At 46.4% G+C, this 19,281-nt stretch carries 17 protein-coding genes; 3 read left to right on the plus strand and 14 right to left on the minus strand.

Going from position 1 to position 19,281, the window contains the following annotated elements; all coding sequences use genetic code 11:
* Window positions 1–12 precede the first annotated feature (12 nt).
* Window positions 13–789, plus strand: a complete 777-nt coding sequence (gene trmB / locus QVD32_RS03010) for a tRNA (guanosine(46)-N7)-methyltransferase TrmB (RefSeq protein ID WP_287710142.1) — start codon at window positions 13–15, stop codon at window positions 787–789.
* A 9-nt stretch (window positions 790–798) separates the two neighbouring features.
* Window positions 799–1,902: an Mrp/NBP35 family ATP-binding protein gene (locus QVD32_RS03015; protein ID WP_008863209.1), complete on the plus strand. Its 1,104-nt coding sequence runs from the start codon at window positions 799–801 to the stop codon at window positions 1,900–1,902.
* 608 nt (window positions 1,903–2,510) lie between these two features.
* Here QVD32_RS03015 and purN read toward each other — a convergent pair.
* From purN to QVD32_RS03050, 7 genes are all read right to left on the minus strand, one after another.
* Entirely contained in the window at window positions 2,511–3,083 is a 573-nt protein-coding gene (gene purN, locus QVD32_RS03020; RefSeq protein WP_021892372.1) for a phosphoribosylglycinamide formyltransferase, read from the minus strand.
* 10 nt (window positions 3,084–3,093) lie between these two features.
* Complete coding sequence (locus QVD32_RS03025) at window positions 3,094–4,959, minus strand: SLC13 family permease (RefSeq protein ID WP_021892373.1); 1,866 nt, start codon at window positions 4,957–4,959, stop codon at window positions 3,094–3,096.
* Between the two features lie 229 nt (window positions 4,960–5,188).
* Complete coding sequence (locus QVD32_RS03030) at window positions 5,189–6,205, minus strand: 2-oxoacid:ferredoxin oxidoreductase subunit beta (RefSeq protein WP_021892374.1); 1,017 nt, start codon at window positions 6,203–6,205, stop codon at window positions 5,189–5,191.
* Window positions 6,206–6,208: 3 nt separating this feature from the next.
* On the minus strand, window positions 6,209–8,053 hold the full coding sequence (locus tag QVD32_RS03035) for a 2-oxoacid:acceptor oxidoreductase subunit alpha (RefSeq protein ID WP_021892375.1): 1,845 nt from the start codon (window positions 8,051–8,053) through the stop codon (window positions 6,209–6,211).
* 166 nt (window positions 8,054–8,219) lie between these two features.
* Window positions 8,220–9,416, minus strand: coding sequence for an alanine dehydrogenase (locus QVD32_RS03040; protein ID WP_021892376.1), 1,197 nt, complete (start codon window positions 9,414–9,416; stop codon window positions 8,220–8,222).
* Between the two features lie 68 nt (window positions 9,417–9,484).
* Complete coding sequence (locus tag QVD32_RS03045) at window positions 9,485–10,042, minus strand: shikimate kinase (RefSeq protein WP_021892377.1); 558 nt, start codon at window positions 10,040–10,042, stop codon at window positions 9,485–9,487.
* Entirely contained in the window at window positions 10,039–10,719 is a 681-nt protein-coding gene (locus QVD32_RS03050; RefSeq protein ID WP_021892378.1) for a tetratricopeptide repeat protein, read from the minus strand. The genes QVD32_RS03045 and QVD32_RS03050 overlap by 4 nt, the downstream gene beginning before the upstream one ends.
* Before the next feature lie 139 nt (window positions 10,720–10,858).
* Here QVD32_RS03050 and QVD32_RS03055 point away from each other — a divergent pair, with 139 nt between their 5' ends.
* Window positions 10,859–11,500: a ribonuclease H1 domain-containing protein gene (locus tag QVD32_RS03055; protein ID WP_021892379.1), complete on the plus strand. Its 642-nt coding sequence runs from the start codon at window positions 10,859–10,861 to the stop codon at window positions 11,498–11,500.
* 116 nt (window positions 11,501–11,616) lie between these two features.
* Here QVD32_RS03055 and serS read toward each other — a convergent pair whose 3' ends face one another.
* The 7 genes from serS to murG are packed head-to-tail and all read right to left on the minus strand — an operon-like array spanning window position 11,617 to window position 19,274.
* Entirely contained in the window at window positions 11,617–12,888 is a 1,272-nt protein-coding gene (gene serS, locus QVD32_RS03060; protein ID WP_021892380.1) for a serine--tRNA ligase, read from the minus strand.
* Window positions 12,889–12,914: 26 nt separating this feature from the next.
* Complete coding sequence (locus QVD32_RS03065; protein WP_021892381.1) at window positions 12,915–13,364, minus strand: GatB/YqeY domain-containing protein; 450 nt, start codon at window positions 13,362–13,364, stop codon at window positions 12,915–12,917.
* Between the two features lie 28 nt (window positions 13,365–13,392).
* A complete protein-coding gene (ftsZ, locus tag QVD32_RS03070) occupies window positions 13,393–14,619 on the minus strand; it encodes a cell division protein FtsZ (RefSeq protein WP_021892382.1) in 1,227 nt (408 codons plus the stop codon).
* 12 nt (window positions 14,620–14,631) lie between these two features.
* Window positions 14,632–16,044: a cell division protein FtsA gene (locus QVD32_RS03075; RefSeq protein ID WP_021892383.1), complete on the minus strand. Its 1,413-nt coding sequence runs from the start codon at window positions 16,042–16,044 to the stop codon at window positions 14,632–14,634.
* A 19-nt stretch (window positions 16,045–16,063) separates the two neighbouring features.
* On the minus strand, window positions 16,064–16,798 hold the full coding sequence (locus tag QVD32_RS03080; RefSeq protein WP_021892384.1) for a cell division protein FtsQ/DivIB: 735 nt from the start codon (window positions 16,796–16,798) through the stop codon (window positions 16,064–16,066).
* The gene (gene murC / locus QVD32_RS03085) at window positions 16,795–18,165 is read right to left on the minus strand and encodes a UDP-N-acetylmuramate--L-alanine ligase (protein ID WP_021892385.1); all 1,371 of its coding nucleotides are present in this window, start codon (window positions 18,163–18,165) and stop codon (window positions 16,795–16,797) included. The genes QVD32_RS03080 and murC overlap by 4 nt, the downstream gene beginning before the upstream one ends.
* Window positions 18,162–19,274 (minus strand): undecaprenyldiphospho-muramoylpentapeptide beta-N-acetylglucosaminyltransferase, encoded by a 1,113-nt coding sequence (gene murG, locus QVD32_RS03090; protein WP_021892386.1) that lies wholly within the window; start codon window positions 19,272–19,274, stop codon window positions 18,162–18,164. The genes murC and murG overlap by 4 nt, the downstream gene beginning before the upstream one ends.
* Window positions 19,275–19,281: the final 7 nt, after the last annotated feature.

Genomic DNA, 19,281 nt, shown 5'->3' on the forward strand with positions numbered 1-19,281 from the left:
ATTCATTTCAAAATGGGAAAAAATAAACTGAAAAAATTCGACGACCTGCAAGGCTACCCACATGTATTCCAATATCCTTTCTCTGCACTACAAGAAAAAGGATTTGAGATGCAAGGCAAATGGGGAAAACAATTCTTCAAAAATGAAAATCCGATAGTCCTTGAATTGGGCTGTGGAAAAGGCGAATATGCCGTAGGTCTGGCAAAACGTTACCCGCAAAAAAACTTTATAGGAATAGATATAAAGGGAGCCCGCATGTGGAGTGGAGCCAAACAGGCCCTCGAAGAAGGAATAAATAACGTAGCCTTTCTTCGTACCAATATAGAGTTGATCGATCGTTTTTTTGTCAAAGGTGAAGTATCAGAAATATGGATTACCTTCCCCGACCCGCAAATGAAAAAAGTGAGAAAGCGGCTCACTTCTACCCGGTTTATGCAACTATACCAAAATATTCTATCGCCCGAAGGTTTGATCCATCTGAAAAGCGACAGTCCGTTCATGTACACCTATACTTGTGAAATGGTAAAAGCAAACGGCTATCCCGTACAGGTTTCGACCGACGATCTCTACCATTCGGGAATAACCGACGACATACTGGAAATAAAAACTTTCTACGAGCAACAGTGGCTCGAACGGGGCATGAATATCAAATATATTCGTTTCGTCTGCCAACCCCGTGAACAATTCATCGAACCCGACGTTGATATTCCTTACGACACATACCGGAGCTTCAACCGGGGAAAACGTAGCGGTAAACAAAGTAGTCAAGAAAATACAACATCAAAATAACACGACAATATGCAACTATATCCGAAACTAATACTCGACGCACTCGCCAAAGTGCGTTACCCGGGCAACGGGAAAGATTTGGTCGCTAATGAAATGATCGAAGACGACATTCGTATCGACGGTAACAAAGTAAGTTTCTCCATCATTTTCGACAAGCCGACCGATCCTTTTATCCGATCGGTCGTGAAAGCCGCCGAAACTGCCATTCTCACTTTCGTAAGTCCAGAAGTAAATATCAAAGGAAATATAGCTGTAAAGGCAAGACAAACAGCTCGTCCGAACCCCGAGAATCCCTTGCCCGATGTAAAGAATATCATTGCCGTTTCATCGGGAAAAGGCGGCGTTGGTAAATCTACCATAGCCTCCAATTTAGCTGTGGCGTTGGCCCGCCAAGGGTATAAAGTCGGGCTGCTGGATGCCGACATATTCGGCCCTTCGGCTCCCACGATGTTCAATATCGAAGACACCGAAGTCTATACCGAGAACATCGGAGGACGCGACCTCATTCTCCCGGTCGAGCGATACGGCGTGAAGATTCTTTCCATCGGTTTTTTTGTTCGTAAAAACGATGCCGTACTCTGGCGGGGAGGAATGGCAAGTAACGCTTTGAAACAACTCATCACCGATGCCGCATGGGGCGAACTCGACTATTTTGTGCTCGATTTGCCACCGGGAACCAGCGATATACACCTCACTTTGGTACAGACACTCGCTATCACCGGAGCGATTGTGGTAACCACTCCGCAAGAGGTTGCTTTGGCCGATGCCCGGAAAGGTATCAGTATGTTTACCGGGGATAAGGTAAACGTCCCTATACTGGGATTGGTCGAGAACATGAGTTGGTTCACTCCTGCCGAACTCCCGGAAAACAAATACTACCTGTTCGGTAAAGACGGAGGGAAACGACTGGCCCAAGAAACCGGAGTTCCTCTTTTGGGACAAATACCTATTGTACAAAGTATCTGCGAAAGCGGTGATGCGGGACACCCCGTGGCACTCGACGATACCATTACCGGATTAGCTTTCAAGCAACTTGCCGAAGCCGTCGTAAAAGCCACAGAGGAGCGCAATGCAACTAAACCCTCTACACAACGGGTAGAAGTTCATAAATAAAAAGCCCATACGACAAAGAGCCGCTATAAAATTTATAGCGGCTCTTTGTTTATATAGATTTGGGCTCAATCGATAATCAATGGGGATTGTTCAGTGTTTCCCCCTATACTATTTCACAGAACACCCCATAATGCTACGAAACACGGCTGGGGAGAAGGGAGAATACCCACAAAGTTCCGAAAGGGTAAAAAGCTGTTCAAAACGACACTTTCACCCCTTTCTCTCTGTGTAGCTCATAAAATCGAAGCAAGGGAGAAAAAGGAATACATCTCAACCTCTCCCCCCTGTGTTCCCGTAAGGGAATATAGGGGGAGTGCCCACAGGGCGAGGAGGTTAAAGACCCGACATAAACCGACTGATGAAATACTGTTTCCAGCTCCTCCGTCACTTCGTGACACCTCACCTATATGGCTAATGCCACACCCCGTAAGGCTACGGGGCACGGCAATGGAGGAGGTCAATAGCAAACTATCCTCTCCAAAAGCCGGACAAGCTCAACCTAACCGGAAACGTTTCTCCTCATAGCTAGCGGATTAAGTCCCTCTCATTCATCAACATTCAAGTCTATCCCCATGAATTTTCTACTGAACATAGACTCGTTGCAAACATTAAACAGACAACAACCGAGCGATCGTCTCCGGGTAAAGTTCATGTTCGACCGCATGAATGAGTCCGAATAACTCATCGATATCGTTTCCTTCGTACGGGATAGCCCGTTGGGCGATAATCCGTCCGCCATCTACCGTACGGTCCACATAATGAATAGTTACTCCGAACACTTTCACCCCGTACTCCATAGCTTGTTCTACGGCACGAGCTCCGGGAAAAGCGGGGAGCAAAGAAGGGTGTATATTAATAATCTTACCGCCGTAACGCGATAACAATGTATCCGAAATAATCCGCATATACCCGGCCAAACAAACCAAATCCACCCCGTTCTCATCGAGAAAATCGGCAATGACGGTCTCCATTTCGACCTTAGAAGCAAAAGACTTAGGGTCGAAAGTGAAAGACTTCATACCATGACGTGAAGCTCGTTCTACGACACGAGCCGAAGGTTTATCGCAAACCAAAGCCACTGTTTCGGCCGGGATCTTACCCTGCTCGCAAGCAGTCACAATCGCTTCAAAATTACTGCCGGTTCCACTGGCAAATACGGCAAGACGCTTTTTTCGGGACATAAATTCTTTTTTAGAATGGGAACAACAAAGGTAAAATAAAAATCATAACTATCCCCATAATAATCTGTAAAGGCAAACCCACCTTTACATAATCCATGAAAGTATACTGACCGGCAGGCATAACCAGCGCATTGGGTGGCGTAGAAAACGGAGAAGCGAAACACATGCTCGCCCCCACGGCAACAGCGAATAAAAACGGATAAGGACTCACTCCGATCTGTAATGCGGATTGCATGGCGATAGGAGCCAATAAAACGGCTGTTGCCGTGTTACTGATGAACATCGTCATCAATGAAGTCGTAAAATAGATACCAGCCATTAAAGCCAAAGGCCCGTAACCGCCCAAACCACTAACCAAACTATTCGATATATATTCCGATGCTCCCGTCTTTTCCAAAGCCAACGACATGGGAAGCATGGCGGCGATAAGAACGACACTCTCCCAGTTAATTGTTTTATAGGCTGCCTCCACATTCCTGAAACAACCGGTCAATACCATAAGTATCGCAGCAATCATCACAGCCGTAACCGGAGCCACTGGTATAGAATCGAACACCATCATAAGAATCATTAAAAGCATAATCGCAGCAGCAATCGGTGCTTTATAATCGAGAGTAACTTTCGCGGCTTCGCTCAACGGCTGGCCGAGTACCACCCAATCGGAATCTTCCGAACTCAACCGAGCTATATCCTTCCATGTACCTTGCACGAGCAAAACATCGCCCGACAACATCTTCACATCTTTCAAATCATGCAATATATAATCGTTCTTTCTCCTTATGCCCAATACATTGACATTGAATTTTTCCCGAAATCCCGAATCTCCAACCGTCTGTTTCAACAAACGTGACGAGGGCATCAAGACAATCTCGGCGATACCTATGTCATAAAAAGCCAAATCGGAAGTCAAGTTACCCTTACCGTCTTCGATGGTATGGGCATCCAATAATACCAAAGAAAATCGAGAAACAAACTCCCTCACTTTTTCGAAATCGCCATTCACATACAACACATCGCCGGAACATAATACAGTACCCGGATCGGCCAATTTCTGATTGACCGTTTTCAACAACCGGGACTGCGACGAAACAGTGCGCCGTACCTCCAATATATTCAAATGATATTGTTGGCGAATATTCAACTCGACAATCGTTTTGCCGGCAATTATCGATTTTTCGGGGATTTGTATCCGAAACAAATTCTCGGAAAGCTGATATTCTCTTGCCAACTCGTTCAAAGATTTATTCTTGTTTTTACCATCAGACTTTTCGGTTCCCCGTTTGGTCAGGAAAATTTTACTCAAAGGCATCAATACGACCATTCCTACAAAAACACAAATCAAACCGACCGGCAAGAAAGAAAAGAAAGTAAGCGGTTCAAAACCGGCATTGGTCAAGGCATTCTGTATGACAAGGTTCGGCGGAGTACCTATCAACGTCATCATACCTCCCATACTGCTGGCAAAAGCCAAAGGCATAAGCAAGCGACTTGAATTTATATGAGCGTTGGCAGCCAGACTCACGACAATAGGCAGCATCAAGGCCACCGTACCCGTATTACTCACAAAAGCTCCGATAGCCGAAGTAACCAGCATGACCAAAATAAAAAGTCTTGCCTCGCTCTTTCCTGCCAACTGCAATATCTTTCCGCTTATCATCTTCGCCAACCCGGTTTGGAATATCGCACCACCTACTACGAAAAGACCGATCATCATAATCACGACCGAATTGGAGAATCCAGACAACGCCTCATCGGGAGTAAGAATATGGAAAAGCAACAACAAAACCAAAGCGCACAAGGCTACCACATCAGAGCGTATTTTACCACTCACGAAAAACACCGCCGATAAAGCTAAAATTATTAACGTTACAACCATTCAATCAATTTTTTAATACACCTATATCTTTTCTTGACAGGAATAACAATCATGAATCAATCCGTATTCCCTTATTTCACAATTTATCCACACAAATTTAAGAAAAATTTTCAAGTCAGTCAAGCTCTGAATTTCTTAAAAAGACTTGTCTATCAAACATATAACAATAGCACCCGAAAGGCTATGCAGACAGTCTTTCGGGTGCTATTACCCTTTTGGGGAAAATACATTATTTCACTTCCCAAGTCTCCCCGGTCAACAAAAATTCACGCAAGGAGGAATAAGGTACTTTCGAGGTTACCTCTTTTACTTGTCTATCCACCTCTTCGTCATATACGGGAGCCTCCACATTACGAATCACACCTATTGCCAAAGGCAGTTCATGTCCGTCCATCATCGCAAGACTTTGATGCAAGAAATTATCGGGAGACTTGGCATCATGTACCAAAATATCATCGAGAGTCACACCGTTCTCCCCGATAGTCACAGCCTTTAATTTGTAACCGTCCAACACGAGGCCTCGATTATTGTCTTTCCCGAAAATCATCTTTTCACCATGACGCAAATGAACAGTCCGGTCGGCACGAAACTCTTTATCAGCCACATAACTGTGAATATTATTATTGAAAATCACACAATTCTGCAACAGCTCCACCACCGACGTTCCTTTATGGCGGGCTGCTTCTACCAATACTTCTTGCGAAACAGACATCTCCACATCGAGCGAACGAGCGAAGAATGTTCCTCTCGCCCCGAAAACGAGTTCTGCCGGAATGAAAGGATCTTCCACCGTTCCATAAGGAGACGATTTAGTAACGAAACCTCGGTCGCTCGTCGGGGAATATTGGCCTTTCGTCAAACCGTATATCTTATTATTCATCAAGACCACATTGATATCCACATTCCGACGTACCGAATGAATAAAATGGTTCCCACCGATAGCCAGACAGTCGCCATCTCCCGAAATCTGCCATACCGTCAGATCGGGATTGGCCGTCTTCACCCCGGTAGCCACAGCTGCGGCACGACCATGAATCGTATGAAAACCATAGGCATTCATATAATAAGGCAAACGCGACGAACAGCCGATACCCGAAATCACCACCGTTTCGTGGGGAGGCACTCCCAGTGTCGCCATAGCTCTCTGCAACACAGCCACGATAGAATGGTCTCCACAACCCGGACACCAACGTACATACTGGTCGCTTTTAAAATCCTTTGCCGTATATTCCTTTTGTTCTTCCATATCCTATTCCTCCAAAAGCTTTGAAAAATGCGCCATCAACTCACTCACCATGAACGGCTGTGCCTGAATTTTATTATATCGCAAGAAATTCACACCTGGAACTTTCCCTGACAAATACGATGCAAACTGCCCGTTATTCAGCTCGCAAACGACCACTTTTTTATATCGCCGTAATATCTCCTCGGTATTCGCGGGCAACGGATTGATATAATTGAAATGAGCGAAAGCCACAGGTTTCCCTTCTGCATTCATAGCTTCCACGGCAGAATACAAATGCCCGTAGGTTCCGCCCCAACTGACAACCAATAAATCGGCAGAAGAATCGCCCGACACTTTCAACAAAGGAATATCGGTGGCTATGCTGTCGATTTTCTGCTGCCGGGCACGAACCATCTTTTCATGGTTGATGGGGTCAGTAGAAATTGCGCTAGTCTTATAATCCTTTTCCAATCCTCCGAGCCGGTGCATGAAACCCTCTGTTCCGGGCTTCGCCCAATAACGTACGGCTTTTTCGTTACGGTCGTATGGTTTCCACGTACCTTGTTGTTCCGGCATGACATAATTGGGCTTTATCTCGGGATATTCATCGATTTCCGGAATACGCCATGCCGAAGAGCCATTTCCAATAAATCCGTCGGTCAACAAGATAACGGGAGTCATGTGCTCCAAAGCGATTTTAGCCGCTTGAAATGCCATATCGAAACAATCGGTCGGTGTAGAGGCTGCCACCACTACCACCGGACTCTCGCCATTCCGGCCGTATAAAGCCTGCAACAAATCGGTCTGCTCGGTTTTCGTCGGCAATCCCGTAGACGGCCCACCTCGCTGAACATCAATAATGACCAAAGGCAATTCCGCCATAACGGCCAAACCTATACCCTCGCTCTTCAATGCCAAACCGGGCCCCGACGTGGAAGTCACTGCCAAATTTCCGGCGAACGAAGCCCCGATAGCCGTACAAACACCGGCTATCTCGTCCTCCACTTGAATAGCCTTTACGCCTAAATCTTTCCGCTTGGCCAACTCATGCAAAATATCTGTGGCCGGGGTAATGGGATAACTTCCTAAGAACAAAGGCAGTCCCGACTTTTCAGATGCGGCTATCAACCCCCATGCGGTAGCCGTATTTCCGTTCACATCGGTATAAATACCGGGCTTCACTTGCGCAGACTCTACTCGATAGGTCGAAACCGAAGCATGTATGTTATTACCATAGTTGTAGCCGTCGCGCATCACTTTCGCATTAGCCTCATAGATAGCCGGCTTCTTGGCAAATTTATTTTTCAATAAATGTTGAGCTTGTTCCAAAGGACGGTCGAACAACCAACAGACAAGCCCTAAGGCAAACATATTTTTACACCGTACGATAGACTTGTTGTCTAAGCCTGAATCGGCCAATGAATCTTTCACCATTTGGGTAATCGCTACCGGAACGATTTGTGCATGAGAAAGGCCCGCCTCTTGAATAGGATCGTCCGTCGTAAACGCCGCCTTCTCCAAATCGCTGGCCCGAAAGCTATCCGAGTCGATAATCACCACACCGCCTTTTTTCACATAGCGAGCATTTGTTTTTAACGCTGCCGGATTCATGGCAACCAATACATCGGCCAAGTCTCCCGGAGTGTGAACACCTTTCCCTATATGAACCTGAAAACCAGACACTCCCCCTAACGTTCCTTGCGGAGCACGTATCTCTGCCGGATAATCGGGGAATGTAGAAATTTCATCACCGATACCGGCCGAAACATTGGAAAAGATATTCCCGGCCAATTGCATTCCGTCACCGGAATCGCCGGAAAATCGTACCACGACTTCTTCCAATACTTTCACTTTTGTTTTTTCCGTCATGTTTATATTACAATTTTAATCCAACATGATATATTTCAATTCCAATATTACTATTTTAGCAAAGATAGTGTTTTTTTGTAAGCATTTGAAATATTTTCATAGAAATATGTAAGCTCCCTATCTATTCATCATTTTAAAAGCTGTTCCGATAAAAACAAAGATCTTTTCAAAACATCGACATAAAAAGAGCCATATCATAATAAGGCAATCCCAATCGTATGCTCAACTCCTTATAAGTCAACTTTCCACCGAACAAATACACGGCATTCCGAAGTCTTTCGTCCGACTTAATATGGCCATAGAGCATGGCAGGGTCATTCAAATCGATCAATACCGGAACTAATAAATTACTCAACGCCATCGATGCCGTTCGGGCAACGGCAGATCCAACGCTCGACAAGCAATAATGCAAAACACCGCATTGCTCATACACTTTATTACAAGGAGCCTCGCTACAACTCGACGTTTCGAAACAGCCTCCTTTATCCATACACAAATCGAACAACAATGCCCCTCGTTTCATCATCTCGATATAGCTTACTCCTAAACGGCCTCCCTCCGGCACTTCCGTGCCAATAACCACATCGGCCGAGCGCATGGCGTTTTCCAAGACATGAGGGTGCATATTGGAAGTAAAGATAGAAGGACTCACTTCCAACTGAGTAGCTTTTAAACGATAAAAATCATTATCGAATACCCTCACCAAAGCACCCAATCCACAAGCGGCACGAGCCGCCGCACGGCCTGCAAGGCCTCCTCCTATAATCAAAACCTCCGAGGAGGCGACCCCCGGGATGCCCCCCAACAAAACACCCTTTCCTCCACTCCGGTTACTCAACAATTCCGAAGCCAACACAATGGCTGCACGACCGTCAATTTCGTCCAATATATCGGCAAAAAGATAACGGCCTCGCTCATCGGTTATCAAATCTATCGCGACTGCCGTAACTTTCTTTTGCATCAATATGCGCACGACCGAAGCCGATTGATATTGAAGCTGCAACAACGTGAGCAGAAACACCCCCGGACGTATCATAGCAGCCTCCTGTTCATTCAACGGAGTAATTTTAAGAACGACATCGCATCTGAAAACTTCTGAGGCTGTTGTCGCTTGCGCCCCAGCCTCGGTATAATGTAAATCGGAATACTTGATACCCTCGCCGGCTCCGCTTTCCACAAAAACGCGATACCCCTCTTTGGTCAACAAGGCAACCCCCTCGGGCGTCAGAGGGAATCGTTTTTCCCCTCCGTTATGTTCCGCCGGTAACCCTATGGACAAACGTCTATTACCGGCCATCGTTCCCAACAATTGTTCTTGGGGTGCGACCCCTGCATTCGATTTACAAGCAAAGCTACCAGCCATAACCACGAAGTTTAAATTTATAAAGACGAATTTACAAATATACTTCGGTAAAAACCAGAATTATATATTTATATTTCATCAGCTCCATCTCCATAAGCAGGATTTTGCATCAAGACAGCCAGCCGATGCACAGCCTCGTCGACCGAATCGAGCGATTCATACCCGTCGGCATCGAAACGATAATCGGCTTGCCGGTAATAAGACTCGCGACGATTCAACATCTCGGTAATGTACTCATACAGTTCCTCCGGCGTTTTACCCGCCACCAACGGGCGTTTTACTTTTGCATGGGACAAGCGTCTGCACAACGTCTGTACAGAAGCGGCCAAATAAATCGTGACTCCCCGGTGACGCATGTACTCCATGTTATCGAAAAAACAAGGCGTGCCACCGCCCGTAGCGACCAACACATTGTCAAACTCCGCTACCTCATGCAACATACGACGCTCTATATCCCTGAAACCCTCTTCTCCCCGTTCGGCAAACAAATCGGATACCCGTTTCCTGTATCTAGATTCGATATAAGCATCGAGGTCGATAAACTCGACATTCAAAAGCTGAGCCGCCCGACGTCCCAATGTCGTCTTGCCTGCCGCCATGTATCCAACCAAAAACAAAGGCTTCATTTCTTAAAAGTATTCGATATCGTATTTGTCTCTGTCTGCCCGTTAGCGACCAGAGCATCATGCTTCGCTCTCCAAGTCTCTCCGAACTGTCGAAATTCAAACTCCGACAAAGAGTGAATCAACGCCTGTTTATCCGCCTCTTTCAAAGGCGACTTTGCAATAAAGTCCAAAGCCGTTTGTTTCCCCTCCAATCCCGATAGCAAGACCGATTTGTTCAACAGATAATCCATATTCGCCGGATCCTCCGTTAAATAACTCTCATACAAAGACAAGGCCTCCGACAGTTGTTTCTCGGCATCTGCCTCGTCACCCCGGTCATAAGCGATAAACCCTTTTACCGTATAAAAATAAGCCTTCATACGGTTTTTCCCCGTTTCTCCTATTTTTTCGATAGCGGCCGAAGCTGTCCGGTAAGCACTGTCCGGACGCCACAAATTCAACTCGTTCAACACCTTCCCGAAATATACATCTATATTTTCGCTGTCGGCATCAAGAGCTTGCTCCAATAATCTCTGGGCTGCCAGACAATCATCGATAGTCACGGAATCGCTCCCCAGCAAAACTATCGCTTCTTTATATAAACGCACACTTTCCTCCTTGTCGCTCTTGCCGGGAGCACACCCGATCAGGCCAAACAAGACTACCGATAAAATTCCGTATATACCAATTCTTCCCATCGCTATTCGATTATGCCACGGAGAATCGGCTTATCGGCAACATAAAAGAAGCATCGCACAGGCTTATCTCCGCTAACGTGCGTAAAGATACGACAATTTTTATATTTTTGTACCCGTCATTTATAACGATAACCGAATCATGGCCAAATACAAATATTATGTCGTATGGGAAGGGCGTGCCCGTGGAATTTTCGATTCTTGGGAAGAATGCAAAGAACAAGTCGACAATTTCAAAGGAGCGAAATACAAAAGTTTCGACAGTCTGGAAGCCGCTACCGAAGCCTTCCGCAATGCCCCCGACGATTATTTCGATGTCATGCGTAAAATAGGCGAACACTCCCGTGACAAACTGTCTGCTCCCATCTTACCCCCTTCGGTTATCGCCGACAGTCTATCGGTCGATGCGGCTTGTAGCGGAAACCCCGGAAAAATGGAATACCGGGGAGTAGACACGAAATCGGGAATCGAACTGTTTCATGTAGGCCCTTTGGAGCAAGGTACAAACAACATAGGAGAGTTCCTCGCCCTCGTTCATGGGTTGGCCTACTTGCAACAGCGAGACTCCGATATACCCATCTATTCCGACAGCCGTAATGCCATACTATGGATTAAACAAAAAAAATGCAAGACCAAACTAGCCCCCAACGCAGCCAATGCTCCCATATTCGACCTTATCGCACGGGCAGAACGCTGGCTGCATACTCACGTCTATGCCAATACCATTATCAAATGGGATACCGAGAAATGGGGTGAAATCCCCGCCGATTTCGGCAGAAAGTAAAAGGAACGGTTACAAGATACAAACAAAAGAACCCTGTTATTTTCCGGATTCAATAAAACGGGGCGGTATGATTTTTTTTCATACTGCCCCGTTTTATATACGATTTAATTCAATCCTTAATCGATAATATCGAACCCGCAATAAGGAACCAACACTTTGGGTATCTTTATACCTTTGGGGGTCTGGTTATTCTCCAACAAGGCTGCCATGATACGGGGCAATGCCAAAGCGCTACCGTTCAACGTATGGCACAAATGCGTTTTCTTATCGGCTCCACGATAACGGCATTTCAACCGATTGGCCTGATAGCTTTCGAAATTGGATACCGAGCTGACTTCCAACCAACGCTTCTGTGCGGCGGAATATACTTCGAAATCGAATGTTATGGCCGAGGTAAAACTCATATCGCCGCCACACAAACGCAAAATATGCCACGGTAATTCGAGACGTTCCACCAGACTCTGTACATGAGCTTTCATCTCTTCCAAAGCTTCATACGAATGGTCGGGGTGTTGTATCTGCACGATCTCCACTTTATCGAACTGATGCAGACGATTCAATCCCCTCACGTCTTTCCCGTACGAACCAGCTTCACGACGGAAGCAAGCCGAATAAGCCGTATTCTTAATCGGTAGATCCGATTCATTGAAAATTACGTCACGGTAGAGGTTCGTCACCGGAACTTCGGCTGTGGGAATAAGATACAAATCGTCTTCGTTGCAATGATACATTTGACCCTCTTTGTCGGGTAATTGCCCTGTACCGTAACCGGAAGCGGCATTCACGACATAAGGAGGTTGTATTTCGAGGTAACCGGCCTCGCGAGCGGCATCCAAAAAGAACGAAATCAAAGCCCGTTGCAACCGAGCGCCTTTGCCTTTATACACAGGGAATCCTGCACCGGTAATTTTCACACCCAACTCGAAATCGATTAAATCGTATTTCTTAGCCAAATCCCAGTGCGGAAGCGCATCGGCGGGAAGTTCGGGAATCACTCCGCCGGTCTTTTCCACAATATTGTCTTCGGCAGTACGACCTTCGGGTACTCCGGCATACGGCAAATTGGGAACAGTCAATAAAATATCGGTAATCTCCTTTTCTGCCGACACCATCGACTCTTCCAACTCTTTGGTAGACTCTTTAATGGTTGCTGTCTTCATTTTCACAGCTTCGGCTTCCTCTTTTTTACCGGCTTTCATAAGCTGTCCAGTCTGAGCCGCCAAAACTTTCAATTCGGCCAACTTCCCGTCCAACTCGGCCTGAGATGCCCGACGTATTTTATCTAATTCAAGAACCCGATTTATAGCTTCTTTGCCATCGAAATGTTTAATTGCCAAACGACGAATCACCTCTTCGGGATTCTCCTTAATAACACTTAGTGTAAGCATAGTTCAATTCAAATATTTATTCTGTATTAAGCCAACAGTTCTTTTACTTTCGCAGAAATAGCGCGGCCATCGGCACGCCCTGCCAACTGTTTGGTAGCTACTCCCATCACCTTTCCCATCTCTTGCGGAGTAGTAGCTCCTACCTGAGCGATAATCGCTTTCAACGCTTCGGTCAACTCTTCCTCGGTCATCTGCTTCGGCAAATAAGTTTCTATGACAGCTGCTTCGGCCAATTCCGGTTCGGCCAAATCGGGACGATTCTGCTCGGTATAAATCTGAGCGCTTTCCTTCCTCTGCTTCACCATCTTTGCCAATATCTTCATCGCCATGTCGTCCGTCAATTCTCCGTCGGCGCCTTTGGCTGTTTTTGCCTCCAAAAACTCTTTCTTAATTCCCCGCAGGGCTTCCAATCTCACTTTGTCTTTTGCCAGCATGGCACTTTTAATGTCGTTGCTGACCTGATCGAATAAATTCATAATCCTATATCTATTTTATAGTTTTCGATTAAAACCTTATGGTACGACGGCCACTACCGTTACTCTCCTCTTTTTTCTCCGAACCGTCGAAATTATCGCGAAAATCTTTCGGACGGTCATAAGCGGGTGTCTTATCCAACTTTTCTAACAAATCGTTATCATCGAGTTGATCGGGTTTCAAAACAATATATTGCGATTGAGCGATATGCTCGTCGGCATCACCGCCATATTCCCCTTTGAACGTCAAGTCAGATACCTCGAATCCCGTAGCCAAAATGGTAATTTTCACGGCCTTGCCCAAAGAAGAATCGTGAGTATATCCCCAAATAACATTTACTTTCTTCTTGAAACGCAACATAAACTCGCTCAACTCTTTGGACTCCTGCATACGAAGCTCCTCCCCCTCTTCGGGTGAAAAATAGAGATTGAACAGTACTCGTTCCGCTCCATAAATATCGCTCTCTTTTAAAAGAGGAGAAGTCAGTGCATTTTGGATCGCACGGCTCATGCGATGCTCACCCTCGCCAGATCCGGTACTGATTACAGCAGCTCCTCCGTCTTTCAGCGTCGTGCGTACATCGGCGAAATCAAGATTGATTTTTCCATCTTTCGACACCAGCTCGGCTATACTCCGGGCTGCATTCGACAACGAATCGTCCGCTTTGGCGAAAGCGGTCGTCCAAGAAAGATCGGGATATATCTTACACAATCGCTCGTTATTGATCACCAACAAAGCATCGACATGCTTCCGCATTTCCTCCACACCGGCGAAAGCCTGTAATATCTTCGGTTCTCCTTCAAAGAGAAACGGGATTGTCACGATGCCCACTGTAAGCACACCCTTCTCCTTAGCAATACGGGCAACCACGGGAGCGGCTCCCGTTCCGGTTCCTCCGCCCATTCCGGCCGTAATAAAGGCCATGCGTGTATTATCATCGAACAAGGCTTCGACTTCGGCGGCACTCTCTTCGGCCAATTTCTTAGCGACCTCCGGAATGTTTCCGGCTCCCTCACCCTTAGCACCCAACTGAACTTTTACAGGAACAGGCGAATTTCGCAACGCTTGTGCATCGGTATTACAAAGAACAAAACTGACACCACCTATACCTTGATGGTACATATGGTTCACGGCATTTCCTCCGCCTCCGCCGACACCTATCACTTTAATCTTTGCCGGTTCGTCCTGTTTTTTTTCATCAGCTCCGGGAACAATAAAATCGGGTAACTGAGGATTATTTATATCTAATTCGTTCATGATGTTCTCCATTTAAAAATTATCGTTTTCATCATCGAGCAGGTTTTCGGCCTTCTTCACCATCTCTTTCAATTTTCCGAAGAGCCCCGGCCCCTTCACTTTCTCCTCTTTTTCTCGCTTCTTACGTTCCTTTTCTTCTCGCTTTGCATCTGCGGCTTCCCGTTTCCGACGCTCTTGTTCTGCTTTCTCCTGTGCCTTCTCTTGCGCCCTTTTCTCCTTTGGGCTCAACGGCTTTACTTCTTCATGCGGCTCGTCTTCCGGCTCATCGACAACCTTAGGTAAAACTTCGACACAATTCTCTTTTCCGCAATAAAGCAACCCCAGAATCTGCAAATAGTCAGCACTCTTCGATTGAGAAGCCACATCTAACAACATATCCTGACGAAGAGCTCCTTTCCTCACACGAATATCGCACTTCTCTGCGATAAGTTCCGCCAGATTGGACAGTTTGGATGCACCTCCCACAATCACCATACCGGCTCCTAAACTTTTACGGTCACATTTCGCATACTCGAAGTGAGCATTGACATTGGCCACGATTTCCTCGATACGAGCTTTGACTACCTTCGACAAATCCAAACTTTTTATTTCAGACGAACTCTCTCCCCGAAGCGTAATGTTCGATTCTTCACCCATTACCTTAGCAGAACCCAACCGCACTTTAAACGACTCGGCCTCCGGTTCGGTAACTTTCAATGTCATAATATCGCGGGTAATGTTATACCCTCCTAATGGTATCGTAGAAAGATAGCGCAAAAGCCCGTCCTTATAAATCGAAACTGTCGTCGTTTCCGCACCGAAATCGACCAACATGACTCCAGCTTGGCGGTCTTCGTTACTCAACGCCACATAAGCAGTAGACAACGGAGTAGGAATATAGCGCACTATCGAAGGCTCGCCAGAGAAACAACGGGACACACTTTTTTTCAAATCGTCACGAGCCACGATCAACTTCAAACTCATTTTCAGATTCGAGCCCTCGATTTCTTCTCTGCCCGATTTAGGTTTATCATCGACAAGTACTCCGGTACGAACGACCTCCAATATATCGGCTCCGGCAATAGGCATTTCCCGGGCTTCCTCCTGCAAGCGTTTGATAATGTCCTCCGTAATGGGAGTTCCTTCGGGATAATCTCGGCTTATCATGTGGTCTTCGGCATGTAAAGATTGTCCCCCGATTCCCACATACACCTGTTTGATTTTTTTCGAAGCGCCTATACGGTTATTCAATTTCCGTATCAAACGTTTCACTTTCGATGAAACTTCATCGGGATTAACGACGAAACCTCGCTTCACACTCCCGGTCAATGGTTCGGTATCTACTCCCAGCACAGTAACGACTCCTTTCAGAGAACGAGTTCCTATCGCGCCTGTAATCTTCGAGCTTCCTATCTCGACAGCTACTATGTATCTTTCCGTATCCATATATATTGTTACTTTTATTTCATTTTTTCTTTCGGGTACAAACGACTTGATTCTTAAATTTCAACGAAACCGTATCGTACATCGCCCAACCAGCTTTACTGAATACCTTTTTATAAACCAGCATCAAGTTATCCAATTTCGTTTCAAAATCCTGTACCGAGCCCAACAAAATGGTTTGGCCTCCCACTCTGGGAACCAACTCTACTTCATGACGCTCATTGACATAAATTTGTTCAATTTGAGCATTCCAAAACCGATGATTATAAATATACCGAGCCAACGGCAACATATCCCGATAGGTCAACACACTGTCCACTCGTCCCGTCACCAAAGGTAGATGCGCTTGATATTGAGTCCTGACAGCCATGCGCTGCCCCTCTGCATCGACGTAGTAATTTCCGTCGTCAGCCATCACCCGCATAATCGGGACACGCTGTGTCACTTCCACACACACAGTTCCGCCTACTTTTTTATAACATTCGACCGAGCCCAACACCCCGTTCGACATAAGTGTACGCTCCATCTTTTCAGTATCGATTCCTCCCAAAGGCTTCCCGCAAGGATCCATCTCGAAATCCTCGATATAGTTATATACATCGGCTGGTGAGATATAATGCAATACAGCACTGTCGGTTATCTCCACTTGTAAGTCCCTGCATTTATCCTCCGCTGCATAGGAGCGTAAAAAAAAGAACGAGACAAACAGATAGGATACCAACACTACCATCAACAAAAATCTCAACAGTACTTTCATTTCGACTCTACGATTGCCGCTATTTCAGGGAGCAAACGGTCTATATCGCCGGCCCCCGTCGTCAATAAAATGTCAAAGTTACACTCTTTTATCCGTTCTAACAACTTTTCACGCAAACAAAGTTCTTTATTTCTGCATGTTATCTTGTCAAAAATAAGTTTCGAAGTTACGCCCGGTATCGGCAATTCTCTCGCCGGATAAATGTCTAACAGAAAAACCTCGTCGGCAAGGGACAGCGCCTCGGCAAACTGTGGAGCGAAATCGCGAGTACGGGAGTACAGATGAGGCTGGAAAATCACCGACAACCGACGGCCGGGATAAAGAGCCTTCACAGAACGGATACTAGCTTTCAATTCATCGGGGTGATGTGCATAGTCGTCTATCATTACCCTGTCGGGACGTCTCACCCAAAACTCGAACCGGCGTTTTGCTCCCTTGAACGAGGCCATAGCTCTCCGCATATCGTCGCCAGATACCCCATTCAACCACGCTATCGCCATAGCAGCCACTGCGTTTTCGATATTTATCTCCACGGGAACACCCAGCTCTATATCTGCGACACTCCCTTCCGGCATCACAAAATCAAACACGATGGTTCCGTCGCCTATACGTATGTTACCGGCATGAAAATCACCCCCGTCACGAGCCGAATAAGTATATATTTTTACATTCTCCTTTACGCTGGGAACCAGCTTGATACCTTTCTTCATAATCAAACAGCCACCCGGCTGTATCAACGAAGTGAAACGAGCGAAACTCTCCAAATAAGCCTCCTCGGTTCCGTAAATATCCAAATGATCGGGATCGGTTGCCGTAACGACAGCCATATAGGGATGCAGCCAATGGAACGAACGGTCATATTCATCGGCCTCGATTACCGTAAACGGCGACTGTTCCGACAGGATAAGGTTACTGTTATAATTACGAAGAATACCACCCAAGAACGCATTGCAACCTATCGGAGATTCATGAAAGATATGAGCAGCCATACTCGATGTCGTGGTCTTGCCATGAGTGCCGGCAAAGCACAGGCCTTTGCTCGATTGCGTAATCAGCCCCAACAACTCGGCACGCTTTACCACTCGGAAACCATGCTCCCTGAAATAAACCAATCCGACATGACTTGCGGGAATCGCCGGAGTATAAACGACCAAAGTCGTCTCGGGATTCCGGCAATAATCGGGTATCGACTCTACCGACTCTTCATAAACGATTTCCAGCCCCTCGGCTTTAAGTTCGGTAGTCAGGGGTGACTGCGTGCGATCATAACCCGCGACTTTATATCCCTTCGCCAAAAAATACCGGACCAATGCACTCATGCCGATACCTCCGGCTCCTACGAAATAAAGAGATGTATACTGTTTCATTTTTTATTGACTATATCAAAAATTATATCGGCTATCCGGGCTGCCGAATCACGCTGCGCCAACGCCGCAATTTCCCGGTTCATCGAAGTCAGAGATTCCTCATCGTGAACCACCGACAAAGCACAAGGCATCAACCGTTGGCGAGCCTCGGCATCCCGCACGAGAATCGCCGCGCCTTTCGACGACAAGGCTTCGGCATTTTTGGTCTGATGATCTTCCGCCACATTAGGCGACGGTACTAAAATCACAGGTTTCCCAAGTAAACAAAGCTCCGATATGGAACTGGCTCCCGCTCTCGAAATAACCAAATCGGCTGCCTTGTAGGCCAAATCCATGCGTGCGATAAACGGCATTTGTTTAATACAAGTAGGATTGCCTGCTGCTTCCAATACCATTTTAGCTCGTTCGTCGAACCGTTTTCCGCATTGCCAAATCAACTGGACTCCGCTTTTCACAATCTCTGGAATAGACTCTGCCACAGCCGTATTCAATGTCAAAGCTCCCAAACTACCGCCTATCAACAAAATAATTTTTTTATTCGGGTCAAGGCCGAAGAAAGCGGCAGCCTCGGTACGAGTTAAAGCCTCATTGCACAAATCCTGCCGTACCGGATTGCCGGTCAGCACCAATTTTTCAGCAGGAAAAAAGCGTTCCATACCATCGTATGCCACACAAATGGTATGTGCTTTCGATGCTAACAACTTATTCGTGACCCCCGCATAGGAGTTTTGTTCTTGAATGAGAGTAGGTACACCTCGATGCGCAGCTGCCCACAAAGTGGGACCACTGGCATATCCGCCCACACCTACCGCCACATCAGGACGAAAATCCCGCACGATACGGCGAGCCATACGCAGACTTCTCCACAGCCGCCACAACACTTTGAAGTTAGCCAACGGATTACTCCGGTTAAAGCCGCTTACAGGAAGACCTTTAATCGGATATCCCGCAGCCGGAACCTTCTCCATCTCCATACGGTTATCGGCTCCGACGAACAATATCTCGGCATCGGGGCACTTCACCTTTATTGCATTGGCGATAGAAATAGCCGGGAAAATATGTCCCCCCGTACCTCCGCCGCTAATCAAAACTCTTATCGTTCGCTTCATATTCTTT

Origin of the sequence: Barnesiella sp. (assembly GCF_022723415.1) — a bacterium.
GTDB lineage: Bacteria > Bacteroidota > Bacteroidia > Bacteroidales > Barnesiellaceae > Barnesiella > Barnesiella intestinihominis.